The organism is Planctomycetota bacterium (assembly GCA_018242585.1).
Classification (GTDB): Bacteria; Planctomycetota; Planctomycetia; order Pirellulales; family PNKZ01; genus JAFEBQ01.
Genome location: JAFEBQ010000033.1, coordinates 68,378 through 84,802 on the forward strand (window position 1 = coordinate 68,378; position 16,425 = coordinate 84,802).

The window sequence follows — 16,425 nt, forward strand, 5'->3', positions numbered from 1 at the left end:
CAATTACTTGGCAGACTCGGCGCGCCGCAGATCGTAAATCGCGTAGGAATTATTCTGATACACGCACGGCAGAGCAAGGGGCGGCTCGGCCGCGGTCAACACGTAGTCGGCCCCGTAATGCCGAGCCACGCGCTGGACGTGGGCCGCGCTGGTGTCGGCCAGCGCCGAATAGAACCGCGGACCTGACGTGTTGCCGGTGCCAAACACGTCGAGCATTCGCTGCCACCAGGCGATGATCTCGCCGGCGTGCTGGGGCACGTCTTTCCAAGTGACCACCTCGCCGCGCTCCGCGTACCACTTGAACGTCTGCGACGCGCGCGGCGTCAGGAACAACGCCGTCGGCGCGGTGTTCTGTTTGGCCCAAGCGCAGGCCTCGCGCCAATCGCCATAGTCCCACACCTTGCCCGGGCCATCGGCCCGCGGGACGCCCAGCGCTCGGCGATCGCGCGACAGCAGGCCAAAGTGCAACACCACCAGCACGACGATCAACGCCACGGCCCATTGGGTGCGCGAGCGTAGCGCCGCGATCCGCCGTCCACGCGCCAGCCACGACACCGCCGTGATCGACACGCCGACTGGAATCGCCACGTCGGCCAGTCGGAACCAGTAATAACGCAGCATGTTCGCCGCTTGGGCTGGATGGGACGGAGCAATCAGGCTGATCAACCCGCCGATCACGGCAATCAGCAGCGCGCCGAATACAAACCGGCGCAGCACGCGCTCGCCGGGCCCCACTCGCAGCAATGCCGCCGTCGCCAGCCAGACACAACTCAAGAGTGCGAATCGTTCGAGACCGTGCGGCGTGAAGCCGGCCGGCCACAAGTGGTGGGGCAGCCGCTGATAGACGTAAATCTCGCTCGCTTGTGCCAGCAAGCCGGCACCGACACCACGGCTCAACCAGACGCCCGAGATCACTCCCGGCAGCGAAAAGATTCCACCGCCGATCAGGCCGGGCATGATTTCGCGCAGTCGCGGCGCGGTCGGTGTTATTACCCAAGCGAACATCAACGCCAGCGTCGCCCAGCCACCGACCAGGACGTGGACGCCCGCCGCCGCGCCCGAGAGCAAGAACGCCAGGTTCCATTGTCCGCGCACGCCGCGGGCCAGCGACGAGAAAACGAGTGCGTACGCGAAGCTCTTGGCCTCGAAGCCGCCGACGAACCATTCGCCCGCTTCGTGAAATCGCGAGTTGAGCGCCACGGCCCCCCCCGCGGCCAGCACCGTCCACAGGGGTCGGCGAAACAGGGCGTGACCCAGCCGCTGCCAGCCCCAGGCCAGCGCCAGCCAGGTGAGCAATCGCCCGGTCCACGCCGCCTGTTCCAACGACATCAACGTCGTCAGCCAGCCAAGGGTGAAATAAAACGTGGCATGCGAATCGGACGAGTCGAGAAAGAAATCACGCCCGCACCAGTCGGGCTGCCAGAAGTGCCGGGCCTTACAAAGATAATGCGCTTCGTTCGGGTCCGGCGGCAGCCAGCTTGCTTCGAGCGCGAACACCCCGACCAACAGGACAAATTCCAGCAACGAACGCCAACAGATTCGCGACGCGCGCCGGGGCCGCGGCGCAGCATCGGCGCCGCTCGGCGGGCCGCTCATGGGACGGCCGGCGCTGGGGCCAGCAGCCGGGCGATTTCTTCAACGGCCACGCGCAGCGACTGGAGCGCCATCTTGAAATTGGTGTGGGTCGAAACATTCGGCAGGATTTCTTCGTATTGCTCAACCGAGCGTTGCAAGCGGCTGAGCTTCTTGCGGGCCACCTTCAGGTATTCGACGGGGTCGTTGTTCTTGAGCGCCGGTCCCACCGCCAGGCAATAGTCGTATAGCTCGCGCACCACCTCGGGTAGCTCATCGCTCTCTTCCATCTCTTCCGAATGCTTCAGGAAGGTGCGCACCAGCCAGACATGGCTGAGCTGCCGGTCGAGCGCTTGCATCAGTTCGAGATCGGTCATGGCGTGCTACCCACCGACACGAGCAAAACGACGGAACTGGCTATTACTTGGCCAACGACGGACTTGGCGCAGGCGTCGGCGCGGGGCCGTGGCCACCCTTGGGCTTGGGTGCAAAGACCAGCACCGTGACGGCGCCGGCCACGACGACCACCAGGCCGGCACAGAACCAGGTCGAAAGCGTGACTGGCGTGGACGACGCCAGCGTTGACGTCAATGTATTGACCACGGGTGCGCATCCAAACACCACCGGCATGACGACGACCGGCTTGCCGCCGTAGTTGAACGCCAGGATGATCCCCAGCGCACCGAGCGCGCCGGCCGCGCCGCCGCCCAAGCTCCAGAAGATCGCCGGCCAGAAGCCGGGCTGGTCGCTGGCGAACGACTCGTGCGAGATGCCGGTGCTCATCATGATCACCGGCACGATCACCGCGACCAGAAAATACGCGATCCCCACGCACAGCAGCGGCCGCAGTCGGCTGCCAGCCATGGCGGCCTGACCCTTGTGCAACACCGGGCCATAAGCGCCCCAGCACAGGCCGGTGAGTGCGATGCTGGCCAGCACCTTGATCTGGTCCAAGGAGAAGATCGATTTCGCCGCCGCGTTCGGATTGGCGGCCGGGTTGAACAACAGCACCAGGCTGGCCCCGGCGATCACCAGGATGATGCCGGCGTAGAAGATCGGATTTGCGTCGCGAAATGTTTTGGACATGCCCATCGAGACGATCGTATTTACCACCGGCGCGGTGCCAAACACCAGCGGCATGACATAGAACGGGCTGCCGCCGGCCTCGAACGCCAGAATCACTCCTAGCGCACCGACCGCGCCGGCCATGCCACCGGCCAGGCTCCAAATCAGCCCGCTGGCCGTCCACGTTCCTTTTTCGCCGCGCGTTTGCAATAGCGCCAACGGAACGATGACCGCGATGATAAAGTAGGCCAGGCCGACGCAGATGAATTGCACCAGGTGTCCGCCCACCCCATCACGCCCTTGCCGCAGCAACGGGCCGTAGACGCCCCACGAGAAAGCGGTGAGCGCAATCGCGGCAAGCCTTAAAAAGAAATTGGCCATCGGGTCGTTGCTCCTCGGCGGGCGTTCATCGGGCACGTTGCGGTAGATCGGCAGTATAGTCGCCCAGCCCGGCGGTGTTGAGGGCCTGGGGATTCACCGGAGAAGACTTGCCACGGAAGCACGGAGACGCGGAGGTAAGCACGGAGAAGACCCGGAAGAAGACGCGATGAGAGGGGGTTTAGGGGGAAGTAGATCAGTGCTGATAAAGGGTGCGTTCGGCCCTAGATTTCTCAGTACCGGGCGCAAAGTGAACGGCGCGACTAGCTTTAGCTTGCTACGGCAGCGACGCCAGATCCACGATGAAAGTAAAATGGCCGCGCAAACTGTTCAAGAGTTTCTGGTCAGCCGTCACCAGTTGGCATTGTTCGCGCTCGGCGAGGGCGACATACAGCGAATCGTAGATGCTGCGACGAAACTGGGTGGCAATTTCCAACGACCGTGTTAGCAAGTCGGCCGACGAATGCAGGATTGGCATCCGTGGGATCAGATCATCCAATAGCAACTGAGCGTCGACTACTCGGCCACGAAGTGCCGAAACGTGGATGGCGTTCGTGACCTCAACGGGGAAAAAGTCGGGCGCGTGAAGTTCTTCGGCTTGCAGCGAGAATGCCTTGTCAGAGTCTTGCTCAGGCACGAGCCATTTGAAGCCGACGCTGGCGTCTACGATTTTCATACGTCAGCAGGCAGTTCGGCGTCACGAAACTCGCGGATGATGTCCGTGCCAATGTTTTGGACTCCGTGAAGGCGCAGGATTTCCTCACGGACTTTCTCGGCGCGCTCGTGAACACGCCGCGCAACTTCGGGATCGGGACGGCGATGCTCACGGATAGCTCGGTAAAGCTCTTCGCGATCGGATTCAATATCAGATGCAGTTGCCATGTCTCCATTATCGGCTATGGGTTGCAGAAATCAACATATCAGCACGTACGTCACTAACAAATCAGACCTTTGTCGCATTTCCCTCATTCCGCCCTTAACCCATCCAGCACAGGTGTGACCAGCACCGCTCGCACCGCTGACAGACTGGCCAAGGTGCCGACGGCTAGAACGCCTCCGATGGTGACGGCCATCGACTGCCAGGGGACACCTGCCGCGCCGACGGCGCCGTGCCCCACGCCCAGGTGTGGCAAGAACGCCACCAGGGCCGCCAAGGTTCCGACCAGCAACCCCGTGACCAACAGCGCGGTGTTCTCGAACAGGACCATCTGGGCCAGCCGACCGCGCGCGAACCCGACGGCCTGCATCAACGCCAGTTCGCGTCGCCGTTCCAAAATGCTGCGCAACTGCACAACCGCCATACCGAACGTGCCAAGCAGCAACCCCAGGCCACCCAGGCTGCGAAATGTTTCCAAGTAAGTGTTCTGCACGGCAAAGAACTCGGCCAGCACGTCGGCCGTCGGCCGCACGTCAAAGCCATAGTCGCCCAGCCGTCGGTTCAACAAGTCGGACACCGATTTGAGATCGGCCGCGTCGACGTCGATCAGGAAATACTTGTAGCCCGAGACATCGGGAAAGTGTCGCAGCAGATTCTCTTCGCTCATCACCAGCGAGCCCTGCAGCAAGCTGTTTTGCAGCAACCCGACGACGACCAGATCGAGCGGCTGGCCGCGACCGTCGGTAATGGTCAGCCGGTCGCCGATGCTGCCACTGAGGTGCAGGCTGTAAATCGCCGTGGCCTGGTCCAGTACCACCGGCACGGCGTGTTTCGGGTCGTCCGTCGCCGCCAGGGCCAGCCAAGGGTTTTCGCCGCCGCTTGCGGCCCAAGAAAACCCGCCCTGCTCGCGCAGCGCCACCGGCGCGCCCAGCACGCGCGGCTGGCGTACCTGGTAAAGGTTCAAGCAACTGGCGTCGTCGCCGGCGTTGACGCGCAGTGGGAAGAACCGGGTGTGAGCCTTGTCGAGTAGTTGATCGTCCCGGTCGGAGAACGCCAGTTCGATCCGCTCGTCAGCGTCGTTCAGGTTCTGGTAGATCGGCTGGTCACTTTCGGCCAGCAGGGCAAAGCCCCCGGAGCCGGTGTGCTTGTCGCTCGTTACCGTTGGTGGATCGAGCCGAAAGGCGCTGATCGCCAGGATGAGGAAACTAGCCGATGCCATCAATCCGATCGTCAGAGCGCTCCGGCTGGGAAAGCGCGTCCCGTTGCGCAGCGCCAAGCGAACCATCGCCATCGGCCCCGTGCCGGTCAGTACGCCGGTGGTTCCGGCCACCAGCCGCGCCCACAACAGCGCCAGCGCCGCCACCAGGATCAGAAATCCAGCGCCAAAGAACGCGCCGGCCTGCGCCGGCCCCGAGAGCTTGCCGGCAAACACCGACAACGCGATCGCCCCGGCGCCGGCGACGAGCGCCATCACCATTGACCAGCGGCTTCGCCGCGCAATAAGTCCTGACTGATCGACGACGATCCCAGCCAGCAGTTGCCGGGCCGTGGTATGTCGCAACTGCCACAACCCCCACAGAATCGCCACCAGCGACGCGATCACGCCGCACAGGTAGCCCACGGCCAAGCTCTGGTTCGTCACGTGCAGTTGCAAGAACGGCTCGCGCACCGCCGCCACCCACCAATTGCGCAAGCCCGCCAACATCAGCCAGGCGTGTCCCAGCCCGAGCCCAATGCCCAAGAAACCGCCGAGCATCGCCACGGCCAGTCCCTCGACCAGCAGCCAGCGGCGCACGCGCCCGCGCGTCCAGCCGATCGACAACAGAATGCCAATCTCGGCGGCGCGCTGCTCGACTCCCAATCGGAACAGCAACGCCACCAGCATCACGGCCGAGATAATCAGGAACATGCTGAAGCCGAGAAACAGTCCTTCAAACGGCGTGGTGCCGCTCGACGCGGCCAACCCTTCGGCCCGGATCGGTTGAAAGGCCAGCCCGGCGGCCACCGGGTCGGGCTTCCACGCTTCGGCCAACTTTTCGGCAGCCGCGTCGTTTGCCATTTCCCCCTTGGCCGGGGCGACGCGCACGCTCGTCGTATCGCCGAAGCGGCTACCCCACAGTTTGCGCCCCGCCGCCAGCGACACGAACGCCTTGGGCGTGGTGCGGTACTGCTTCCAATAGCGCTCGTCCTTGGGGCGAACTCGCTCGTTGTCGAACGGAAACGGCGGATCCCAATTTCGCAGCGACTCTTTATCTGTCACGCCGGGAAGTTCCGGCGTCAAGCTGCGGTCAGCCGCCCGCCCCGCCAACGCGACAATCCCCGTCAGGCGAAACATCGCGCTGCGCTCACGCGGCAGGCCGTGCGTGCTCTCGGGCTCGAAATAGTCGATCCGAATCGAGTCGCCGACCGCGACCTGCAAGTCGCGAGCGGCCCAGTCGTTGAGGACGATTTCATCGTCGGCCAACGGCGCGATGGCCAGACCTTCGACATCGATCAGCGGTCCCAGTGGCGGCTTGGGCGGGAAGTCGATCGCCGAGATCGTCGAGTAAGGCGTTTCCCCTTGCGGGAAGATTGCCGCGTTCATTGCGAGCAATTGCCAGCGCGAGAGCTTCGACGACCAGAGATTGAACGCTCGCACTGGCGCAATCGTGTTGGCCAAGTAGGTCAGCGCAGGCTGCGTCGCTCGCTCACCCGCCGCACGGACAGCGGCGGTCTCGACCGGCGGCGCGAGCATCATCCGCCGGCTCGACATCACGAAGAACCCTAGCGGATTGGCCGTGACTTCCAGTTCAAAGTCCTCGATCGTCGGTCGCAGTGCCGCCTGCAAGGCGTTGTGAGCCACCGGCGTGGGGACGCTGTTTGGGTTGTCCCCCGCGACCAGCAACATGTTGATCCGATTCGGCCGCTTCAACTCGGCCTGTAAGTCGGCCAAATTCATGTAGGCGTTCAGCGGCGTCGATTGATCGGGCCGCAGGCTGAATCGCCCCAGCCCCTCGGCGGCGATCACGGCGCGCACGCGCAGGCGCATTTCTCTCAGCGTGCCGGTCTTACGCCCCAGCGCGCTGTCGCGCGGTACATCGCTGGGGGGCGTCAGTCGCACCAACACATCATCTCCCGCTTTCACACGCAGCCGATCGGCCAGCGGGCGGTTGAGCAGGATCTCCTTGGGCGCGAGGGCTCGGCTGGCCGCGTCGTGGGGCGCGAGGTCGCACTGCCAGAATCGGCGGTCAACGGCGAAAAGCGAGACACGATTCGCCCGCAGCACGCCCTCGCTCGCCGCGTCGCGCGGCTGAGCCAAGCTGGCTTCCATCATCAGCCCCGGTGCGATCACTCGATACTCGCTGGGCAATTGACCCCGGTGGGCCAGTTCGTCGGCCAGGTCTTGGCGAAACAGCAGTGGCGCCACCAACGCCGCGTCGACGCGCCCCAATCGATCGAGCGTCAGCCGACGCAAGCTGCCGCGCACCGAGTCGCCGACCAACAGCGCGCCGACCAGCACGGCGGTTCCCACCGCGGCGCCGAGCGCCACGGCCAGTTGAGTGCGCCAGTGATAGCGCAAGCTGTCGAACACCAGTCGCGCGAACGTGGGCGGGCGCGCGCCATGGCTCATCGCGCCGTCTCCGTCGCCGCTCCGGCCTGATGACGCTCAACAAGCCGGCCTTGATCGAGCTCTACCGAGCGCTGGAATCGCGTAGCCAGTTCCAGGCTGTGCGTCACGACGATCAGCATCGTCTGCTCCTCATGCTGCAACGTAAACAGCAGGTCGGCCACTGCCTGGGCCGTCGAGTGATCCAAGTTGCCGGTCGGCTCGTCCGCCAATAGCAACAGGGGTTTGCAGATCAGCGCCCGGGCGATGGCCGCGCGCTGGCGCTCGCCCCCCGAGAGTTCCCCGGGCCGATGGTCGCGCCGCGCCGACAGCCCCACTCGCTCGATCAACATATCGGCGTGCCGGCACGCTTCGAGCGTGGCCCCCGACGACGCCAAGGTGGGAAGCAGCACGTTCTCGTACACCGTGCATTGCGGCAACAGGTGATGATCCTGAAACACGAAGCCGATCCGATGGTTGCGGAAATTGGCCAGGTCGGTCGGGTCGAGCGAGAACGGGTCTTCCCCCGCCAACCGCACCGTGCCCGATGTAGGAGTATCGAGCGTGCCGATGATTTGCAACAGCGTGCTCTTGCCCGAGCCGCTGGGGCCCAGGATGGCCAGGTTTTCGCCCCGCGCCAGTTTCAACGAGCACCCGCGCAGCACCTCGAGCGGTTCGGCCCGGGTGACGTATTGCTTGGTGATTTTATCGACAACAAGTTCCGACATATTCATCCAGCGTTGGCGTCAAGGGTTTTCAGTAGCGCCAGCGCGCCCAGGCCATAGAACGCATATTCCACATCGGTCCCCGAGTCCCACTCAGCCCCCAAGAAGCCACCGGTCTCGACTTCGAGCGATTGAACATATCGTGCCACCTCGGCCAGGTCGATCGTTTCGGTCGCCTGCAAGTCGACCAGTGTCAATAGCCCAGTGAATGTGCTCAGCAGATCAGCGATGGGAATTCGGGTGTTAGCTCTCAGACCCCCTTCGTCGGTCTGCATTTCAGCCAAGAAATCGATCACGCAGTTCCGCATCGAAGGTTCGAGCGCCCCCAGCGCCAGTTGCAACCCCACGGCGGCCGCGGTCGGGTTGGTGCCGCTCCGCTGCATCGGTCCCAACTCGACAAACCCGCCGTCGAGCCGCTGGCGGCCGCGGACAAAGCCGAGCAACTTGTCGGGCTCGACAACCGGCTGGCCGATCAACTGCAAGCACAGCACCATTAGGAACGAATAGTAGGTGCTGCTCGATTGCCCCTCGTCGGCCTTGGCATAGCCGCCGTCGGCGCGACGAAACCGCTCGAGCGCGCCGGCCACGTTCCTGCGCCATTCGGACGCGGCGTCTGCGAAGACGTCGACGCCCGCGGCCAATTCCAACAGCCGACCGCTGTAGACCAGCGACAGGAAGTCGATGATTGGTACTTGCGCGTGCAACTGTTTGGCCAGGAACGTAGCGGCGCGCTGGGCCACCGGGCCGTCAAGCTGACCCAGGATCGCCAGGCTGCGCAGCGCAAAGCCGGTGTAGTAGAGATCGCTCGGGCCTTCGCGCCCCGCGAAGCCACCATCATCGCGCTGGGCCGCCAGCAAAAACTGCGCGTGCCGTTGTCGCGTGCGCTCGTCTAGTTGGGCCACGCCCGTGGCCAGGCGCACGGTCAGCCGTTCCAGGTAAGGGAGAGGCGCTGCTTGTGGAGCGGAGGTCTGCTCAGGTTCAGTCGATTCGGTCAATCGCCACCTCCGCCGCATCCCCCGCACCCGCCACCGCCACAACCACCGCCGCCGCAGCCTCCGCCACCACAGCCACTTGCAGCTCCGCTGCCACAACCTCCGCCGGTTCCCCACATTCCTTTTCGAGGATCAACTCCCAGCGCGGTGTGCAGCGAGCCGAACATCGTCGTGGGCAAAACCGCCACGCCGAACAAGGCGACGGCCATCGCCAAGTCGGGCGTCGCCAGGTTGGGCGACCCGCCGGTGGTGGAGTGCTTCAGATCCTCGCGCTCCTTGCGGCGCTCGTCGAGCAGTTTCTCGCCCGCCACCGTACGGCGATTGAATGAACAGAAAGCCAATAGCAACCCAATGGTCAACGCGAGCAGCATCACCAGAAACCCGATCGGCTTGTGATGATCGAGGCCGACGAAGCACTTGGTCACGCCGAACGCGATCAGGCCCAAGAACAGCACGACGGGAATCCAACGTCCCATGCTGATGTTGCCAGACCGCACCAGCAGGCCGTCGTCTTCGAGTCGTTGCGAAATCGGTTCGACGCTCGGCTCCAAATCTTGCCAGAGTTGCTTGGCATCGGCTTCGCCATGGCGAATGACCGATTGTTGCACGGTCGCTTCGATGGGGTCGCGCGACGTGTCGTGGTTGCCGCCGGGTTTGAACTTTCGCGCGGTCGCTTTGTCGGCTGGGTCGCCCGTGGTGACGGCGTTTCGATGGACCAGCGCCGCCAGGGCCGTCGCCAGAATCGCCCGGGGCCCGCCGTTCAGCAGGGCGAGTTCGTACGGCGAAAGCTCGCGATTATGTTCCAATGTCTTGGGCATCCGATAGCTGTAGCGCCAATACACGCAGAATGCCGTCAACGCGACCAGCAGCACGATGTACAGCGCCAAGAATTGGGGGCCCGTCAGATCGAACGGCGAGGCGAAGGCCGCCACCAGCACACCCGAGCCAAGTACTGCGGCGGCGGGCACCAGGGCATTCTGGCGGAGCGACCGCAGCCAGCGCGGCTTGGGAACCAGCCAATATTCGCCCCGGTTCACTCGCTCGGCATGCAGGTCGGCCCCAAACCGCACGTGGGCCGGTGGCCAGATATCGGCCGGGGCCGGCGCGCCGAACACTTCGCGGTAATCGGCCAGCGTCTGTTCGTACATTGCGAAGTGCTTGTCGTTCTCGGCCGGCCCGCCGCGCGTGGGGTGGTGATGCAGTTTGGTTTGCAACGCGTCGCGGCAGAAACGGCCCCAGTAGTTTTGCGTGTACGTCAGATGCAAGTGCCAGGCTTGGTCGACTTGCTCCGAGGGGGCGGCCACGCGGGGCAACGACACCGCCAACAAGCAATAGCGTTTGTATTCCTCGATCACCCGGCGTGCAAAGCACAGCGACCAGCGATTCTCGCGGGCCAGGCGTCGGGCAAAGGTCAGCACCGAGCCCGGCTCGTCGAACTCGAACGACTGCAGGCGCTGCCAAAGTTCGGCTTGAGCGGGAGTCATATGTCTGTCTCCGTTCACTCCGAAAGCTCGAGGCACGATGGTAGGGAGCACAGCAATGGCGGACTGTTACGCGCTGGCTGCTGGGGCCGGCGGGCCGACCAGCCGCGCGCGATACCAATCGGGGATCGGCGCCGAATGAAAGCCGCCGGTCTGGTCATCGCGACAGCATACCACGGTGTGCGACCCCTCGGCTACGATCACCCCGCGCAGGAGAAACTGCGTGGCATAAGTGATGCTCTTTTCGCCCAGTCGCGAGATGGACAGGGTCACTTCCAGCAAATCTTCAAACCGAACCGGCCCGCGAAAGTCGCAATTGGCCGAGACGCGCGGCCAATGGATCGCCCCGTGCTCGTCGCTACTGATCACGCTCAGCCCGCGGCTGCGCAGGAACTCGTGCTCGGCTTCTTCCATGTAGACGAGGAAGGCCGAGAAGTGGACGATGCCCGCCATGTCGGTATCGCGGAACTCAACGCGCCGCTGGGTGCGATAGGTAACGTCGGTTTTGGTCATGGGGGTGTCGCTCTGTAGAGATTCTTTGCGTCGTCGTCGGCTAAGTCGACTGTGCTGCTGGGGACGCCCGGTAGCGGTATTCGTGGATGACTTCACGATACATCGCCTGGTGCCGCTCGGCCATCAGTTGGTCATGGTAGCGGGCGTGAATGGCCGCCTGGCCGTGTTGGCCCAGGGCTTCGCGCAGCTCGGGATTGACGATCAGGCGTTGCAACTGCTCCGCCAGATCGTGGGGATCGTGCGGCTGGAACAAGACGCCTCCTTGCGTGTCTTCGATCAATTCCGGGTACGTGCCGTGCCGCGGCAGCACGACGGGGACAGCGTTAGCCAGCGCTTCGAGGATCGAGATTCCTTTGCTTTCACGGTAATCGGCCGGCACGCTCATCACGTCGAGCGATTGCAGAAAGGCGATCTTCTCGTCACGCGTTAGATCGCTTTTCAGTGTGACGCGCTCGCCCAGGCCGGCTTGCGTCCAACGCTGCTTCAAGTCTTCGACGTAGCGCCGGTCGCCGGCGCTCAGGTAGCCGGCGATGGCCAGCCGCAGCGGTGGTAAGGACTGATCTTGTGACAGCTCGATGAAGGCGTCGACCAAGTGGTGCAGCCCTTTGGCGGGGCACAAGCGCGCGAAGTAGCCGATCCGCACTTCGCCATCGTCGCGCTCGACGCGCGAGCCGTGCCCCTTCAGCTTGAGCCCGTGGGGAATGACGCTGGTCCGCTCGCGTGGTACGCCCAGGTACTCGACCACGAAATCGGCGTAATAATGATTCAGGGCCACGAACCGATCGACGTCACTGATCCGCTCGCGTATCTCACGGAACGTCGCGTCGCGGAACTTGGGCGATAGACCGTCCAGGAAGATGTCTTCGCCCGCCAGCGAGCAAACGACCGGCACTTGCAAGGCTTGTTTGATTTGCCGGGCCATGCCGATCATCAGCGCGTTCGATAAATGGACGACGTCGGGCCGGGCTTCGCGGCGGAGCCATTCGATCAGGTGATCCAGTTCTTTGCGCTGGTTGCCATGTTCGCCCCGGACCATCGACAGGGTCATCGCCCCCAGCTTCTCGGCACGGACGGAAAGGTCCATTCGGCTGAGCAGCCCCAGCAGCCAGGGGGCGTCGAACGCACTACTCAGCCGCTTGGGCAACCAGCGCCAGGGCGGGAACTTTTCTTCGAGAAAGACGTTGATCCCGCCAAAGAAGACGCGCTGCTGGCTGGCGCTCGGCTCGTCAACGCGCAGGGGTGTGTACGTTGGCACCAGGAGAATGTCCTCTCCCAGTCGGCCAAGTGCCGCGCCGAGCGTGTTGTCGTGCAGGCAAGCGCCGCAGTACATGCCTGCGGCACCGGCAGCCAGATAGACAATTCTCATCGCGTGGGACCGACGTTTAGGACGAGTGGACTGAAAGCGCGTCGCGGCAGCTATAGGGTGAAGCAGCTACGGTCCAACCTAATCGTTGCCTCGCACACTGACCAGTATGGCGGGTCGGTCAAGCCACGCCCTTGCGTGGCGGCGCAGGGCAGCCCTATATTGCGGCATAGCGCGACAGTTGCGACTTTCCGCCTGGGAGCATCCCCTCAAGTGACTACTTCGGCCGGCGAGCGATTGCGTCAGGCAGTCGCCGAGCAAACGATTTTGATCCCCGGTGCGTTCAACGCGCTGGTCGGCAAGCTGATCGAGCAGGCCGATTTCGCCGCCTGCTACTTGTCGGGGGCCGCGTTCTCGGCCGGCAGCTTGGCCATGCCCGACGTGGGGTTGTTCACGCTCAGCGAGTTGGTGCAACAGACCACCTGGCTGACCCGGCAGGTGTCGATTCCCGTGATCGTCGACGCCGACACCGGCTTTGGCGAGGCGATCAACGTCGAACGAACCGTGGTCGAGTTGGAAGCCGCCGGCGCGGCCGCGATTCAGCTCGAAGATCAGCAGTTGCCCAAACGCTGCGGCCACCTGTCGGGCAAGTCGCTGGTCGACACCGAAGCGATGTGCGCCAAAATCCGTGCGGCCGTTTCGGCGCGGCGCGACCCCGGCACGGTGATCATCGCCCGAACCGATGCGCGGAGCGCCGAAGGTTTTGAGCCGGCGATCCAACGGGCCGAGCGATACCTGGCCGCCGGGGCCGATTGGATCTTTCCCGAAGCGTTGACCGACCGGACCGAGTTCGCCGCCTTTGCCGAGCGCATCGACGCGCCGCTATTGGCCAATATGACCGAGTTCGGACAGAGTCCGTTGCTGACGCTCGAGGAGCTGGCCGAGCTGGGCTACGCGGGCGTGCTGATGCCCGTCACGTTGATGCGCATCGCCATGAAAGCGGTCGAGGCAGCGCTGGCAGTGATTGCCGATGAAGGAACGCAGCGCGAGCTGCTCGACTTGATGCAGACCCGGCAAGAGCTGTACGACCTGCTGGGCTATACGAACTATGAAAAACGAGACCGCAGCTACTTTGGCGGCGCCGAAGGCCCGTCGCAGAATTGACTTCGCCCGCTCTCTTACACCTCTCCCTTTAAGGGAGAGGTCGTGAGCGCAGCGAGCGGGTGAGGGTAAAGACGTTGCAGGCCAGGTGACTTTGCGTTTGGGAGTCTTCGCCCTGAATGCAAAATCGTTTGGCTTGCGGCGCGTTTACCCTCCCCCCTGCCCCTCCCTGGAAGGGAGAGGTGTTTGTTTGAGGTTGATAGAACACACAATACGAGTCGCGCCCGCAGTTTTGACTTGAGAACGAGAAATCGCACGTGAAAGCAAGCCGATGAACGAACCGATCTACAGCCCTGGTCTGGAAGGAGTGATCGCTGGCGAGACGGCGATCAGTAACATCGACGAAGGGCTGCACTACCGGGGCTACGCCGTCGAGGAACTGGCCCGCCACGGCACGTTTGAAGAGACGATCTACCTGTTGCTGTACGGCGAGTTGCCCACGGCCAAGCAGTTGGCCGAGTTGAGCAAGCGTTTGGCCGAGGCGGCCGACGATGTGCCCAAGCCGATCTACGACGCGCTCCGCGCCATTCCGCCCGGCGTGCCGATGATGGACATCGTGCGAACCGGGGCGAGCATGCTGGCCCATTGGGACGAGGAAGTCGGCGACAACAGCCACGAGGCGAACGTCCGCAAGGCCGAGCGATTGTTGGCCCAGTTGCCGGTGGTTCTGGCGGCGCGGCAGAGGCTGCTCGCGGGCAAAGAGCCCGTCGGGTCGAAAGGGGGCCGGGGGATCGCGGCCAACTTCCTGGGCATGCTCACGCGCAAGGAAGCGACCGAGCGGGCGATTCGCGCGCTGGACGTGTCGCTGGTGTTGTATGCCGAGCATGAGTTCAACGCTTCGACGTTCACGGCGCGGGTCGTCTGCTCGACGATGGCGGACCTGCATTCGGCGATCGTGGCGGCGATTGGCGCGTTGAAAGGCCCGCTGCACGGCGGGGCCAACGAGCGCGTGTTGGAAGTGCTGCAAAGCGTTGGTTCGGCCGATAAGGCCGAAGCTTGGGTTCGCGACGCGCTGGCCAACAAGGTGCGGATCATGGGCTTTGGCCATCGGGTCTACAAGCACGGCGACCCGCGGGCCGCGTTCCTCAAGCCGTTGTGCGCCGAACTGGCTCAGGAAGTCGGCAAGACCGACATGGAGCAAATGGCCGAGACGATCGAAACGATTGTCCGCGCCGAGAAACAGTTGCCGCCGAACGCCGATTGGCCGAGCGCCCGGCTGTATCACTACCTGGGGCTGCCGGTCGAACTGTACACGCCGCTGTTCGTGATGTCGCGCGTGTCGGGCTGGTCGGCCCACATCATCGAGCAACTGGACCACAACCGCTTGATCCGCCCCCGCTCGCGCTACACCGGCCCCGGGGCTCGCGCGTGGGTGCCGGTCGAGAACCGCACGTAAACACCATTGCGTTGAGTAGCCCAGGTTGCTCGTCAACCTGGGCGGGCGCAAGCCCGCAAGAGGTGGCGGACAGGCGATGACTTATCACGTGAGAACGCTTCGACAAACGCGGCTCTTGCCGCATCTAGACTCATAAGGGCCAACGGCCCGACCCATACCAGCCCAGGGCAACGCCCTGGGTAATGGTCCTCGATAGGGTCTTGAAGGGCTGAAGGCCCGACCCATTTGGTGGCGTCGATTCGATGGCCTGAATGGGGCGGGCTTACAGCCCTCAAATCGATGCGCACCGGCGTTACCTGGGGCGTTGCCCCAGGCTGGTATGGAGCGCACCTTTGGTGCTTAGAGAGGAACGCTTGTTGGCCGTGACGGCGACGCCCCGCGGCCTCTTGTTGCTGCGCAACACCGATTGGCAAGCAATCGGTGCTACCCATCAATGTGGCTCGTGCCAGTCAATGAAGCGCCGCGTCAATTCATCGACGGATCAGGTGGGATGTGCTTGATCTTGAGCAAGTGGACCATGCGATCGGCCGAGACCTGGCGCACGACCTCGTCCCACAACGAAGGATCGCTCGAAAAGACATGGTCCGCCGACGCGGGCCAGACCAGCCAGGAATCCTCGGCCAACTCTCCTTCCAACTGGCCGCTGCTCCAGCCGGCGAACCCGGCGAAGAATTTCATCTCGCCTTCGTGCGTGACCAGCCGTTCCAGGTGATCGCGGTCGCTGCAGAAGAAGACTTCCGACGAGACCGACTTCTCGCAGCACGAGTATTCCTGGTGCAGCGCCATCAGTGGCCCTTCGACCGGGCCACCCATGTGTAGCTTGTCGTCACGGTCGCACGAAGATTGGCTGACATGGTGCCAGACTTCGCGCAGCGGCGCCGGCGTGGGCCGATTCAGGATCAGCCCGAACGCGCCGTCTTCGTTGTGCTGGATGATCAGCACGACGCTACGAGCAAAGTTCGGATCGCGCAGCTCCGGAGAAGCCGCTAACAGTTGTCCTGCAAGCGACTGGAACATGGCGTGAACGCTCCGAGGCAGATGCTATTTCGAGGCCGCAGCCGCCCGCTTGGCTTGCGCCTTTTGACGAGTGACTTCGTTCTTGATGGCGCGCTTCAGGCGCTTCTTGCGGCGCATGCCGGCGGGATTACCCATGATGACGCTTCTTCCTCTGCGAGGTGACAAATGTTCGACGTGACGAGTGTTCGGTGGTGTGTCGCGCGGCCGATGCTATCAGCGCGCTGCGACCCCAGCCCCATAAGATGCCATTTTCACCCGTCGCTCGGCAAGGGGAGAGGCCCCGAATGGCGACAATAAATCACGCCGCGCAATAAAAAACCGCTCGGACCCGAAGGTCCGAGCGGCGGCGTGGGTCTCCC

At 63.7% G+C, this 16,425-nt stretch carries 14 protein-coding genes; 2 read left to right on the forward strand and 12 right to left on the reverse strand.

The window, feature by feature from the left end:
• Window positions 1–3: 3 nt before the first annotated feature.
• From JSS27_16620 to JSS27_16670, 11 genes are all read right to left on the reverse strand, one after another.
• Entirely contained in the window at window positions 4–1,596 is a 1,593-nt protein-coding gene (locus JSS27_16620) for a hypothetical protein (GenBank protein ID MBS0210569.1), read from the reverse strand.
• The gene (locus tag JSS27_16625) at window positions 1,593–1,949 is read right to left on the reverse strand and encodes an amidohydrolase (GenBank protein MBS0210570.1); all 357 of its coding nucleotides are present in this window, start codon (window positions 1,947–1,949) and stop codon (window positions 1,593–1,595) included. The genes JSS27_16620 and JSS27_16625 overlap by 4 nt, the downstream gene beginning before the upstream one ends.
• Window positions 1,950–1,992: 43 nt before the next feature.
• Window positions 1,993–3,018, reverse strand: coding sequence for a hypothetical protein (locus tag JSS27_16630; GenBank protein ID MBS0210571.1), 1,026 nt, complete (start codon window positions 3,016–3,018; stop codon window positions 1,993–1,995).
• Between the two features lie 274 nt (window positions 3,019–3,292).
• Window positions 3,293–3,691, reverse strand: a complete 399-nt coding sequence (locus tag JSS27_16635) for a type II toxin-antitoxin system VapC family toxin (GenBank protein MBS0210572.1) — start codon at window positions 3,689–3,691, stop codon at window positions 3,293–3,295.
• Window positions 3,688–3,897, reverse strand: coding sequence for a hypothetical protein (locus JSS27_16640; GenBank protein MBS0210573.1), 210 nt, complete (start codon window positions 3,895–3,897; stop codon window positions 3,688–3,690). The genes JSS27_16635 and JSS27_16640 overlap by 4 nt, the downstream gene beginning before the upstream one ends.
• An 83-nt stretch (window positions 3,898–3,980) precedes the next feature.
• Entirely contained in the window at window positions 3,981–7,502 is a 3,522-nt protein-coding gene (locus JSS27_16645) for an FtsX-like permease family protein (protein ID MBS0210574.1), read from the reverse strand.
• Window positions 7,499–8,206 carry an ABC transporter ATP-binding protein gene (locus JSS27_16650; protein ID MBS0210575.1) on the reverse strand — a complete coding sequence of 236 codons (708 nt, stop codon included), beginning with the start codon at window positions 8,204–8,206 and terminating at the stop codon, window positions 7,499–7,501. Before JSS27_16650 ends, JSS27_16645 begins: the two co-directional genes overlap by 4 nt.
• Before the next feature lie 2 nt (window positions 8,207–8,208).
• Window positions 8,209–9,216 carry a terpene cyclase/mutase family protein gene (locus JSS27_16655; GenBank protein ID MBS0210576.1) on the reverse strand — a complete coding sequence of 336 codons (1,008 nt, stop codon included), beginning with the start codon at window positions 9,214–9,216 and terminating at the stop codon, window positions 8,209–8,211.
• Window positions 9,195–10,679: a TIGR04222 domain-containing membrane protein gene (locus JSS27_16660; protein MBS0210577.1), complete on the reverse strand. Its 1,485-nt coding sequence runs from the start codon at window positions 10,677–10,679 to the stop codon at window positions 9,195–9,197. The genes JSS27_16655 and JSS27_16660 overlap by 22 nt, the downstream gene beginning before the upstream one ends.
• Window positions 10,680–10,745: 66 nt before the next feature.
• Window positions 10,746–11,189, reverse strand: coding sequence for an acyl-CoA thioesterase (locus JSS27_16665; GenBank protein ID MBS0210578.1), 444 nt, complete (start codon window positions 11,187–11,189; stop codon window positions 10,746–10,748).
• 40 nt (window positions 11,190–11,229) lie between these two features.
• Window positions 11,230–12,237: a glycosyltransferase family 4 protein gene (locus JSS27_16670; GenBank protein MBS0210579.1), complete on the reverse strand. Its 1,008-nt coding sequence runs from the start codon at window positions 12,235–12,237 to the stop codon at window positions 11,230–11,232.
• Here JSS27_16670 and prpB point away from each other — a divergent pair.
• Window positions 12,208–13,656 (forward strand): methylisocitrate lyase, encoded by a 1,449-nt coding sequence (prpB, locus tag JSS27_16675; GenBank protein MBS0210580.1) that lies wholly within the window; start codon window positions 12,208–12,210, stop codon window positions 13,654–13,656. The two genes, JSS27_16670 and prpB, sit on opposite strands and share 30 nt — an antisense overlap.
• A 268-nt stretch (window positions 13,657–13,924) precedes the next feature.
• Window positions 13,925–15,049 carry a citrate synthase gene (locus JSS27_16680; protein ID MBS0210581.1) on the forward strand — a complete coding sequence of 375 codons (1,125 nt, stop codon included), beginning with the start codon at window positions 13,925–13,927 and terminating at the stop codon, window positions 15,047–15,049.
• A gap of 465 nt (window positions 15,050–15,514) precedes the next feature.
• Here the strand turns inward: JSS27_16680 and JSS27_16685 are convergent, their stop codons facing one another.
• Window positions 15,515–16,066 carry a YqgE/AlgH family protein gene (locus JSS27_16685; protein MBS0210582.1) on the reverse strand — a complete coding sequence of 184 codons (552 nt, stop codon included), beginning with the start codon at window positions 16,064–16,066 and terminating at the stop codon, window positions 15,515–15,517.
• Between the last annotated feature and the right edge of the window lie 359 nt (window positions 16,067–16,425).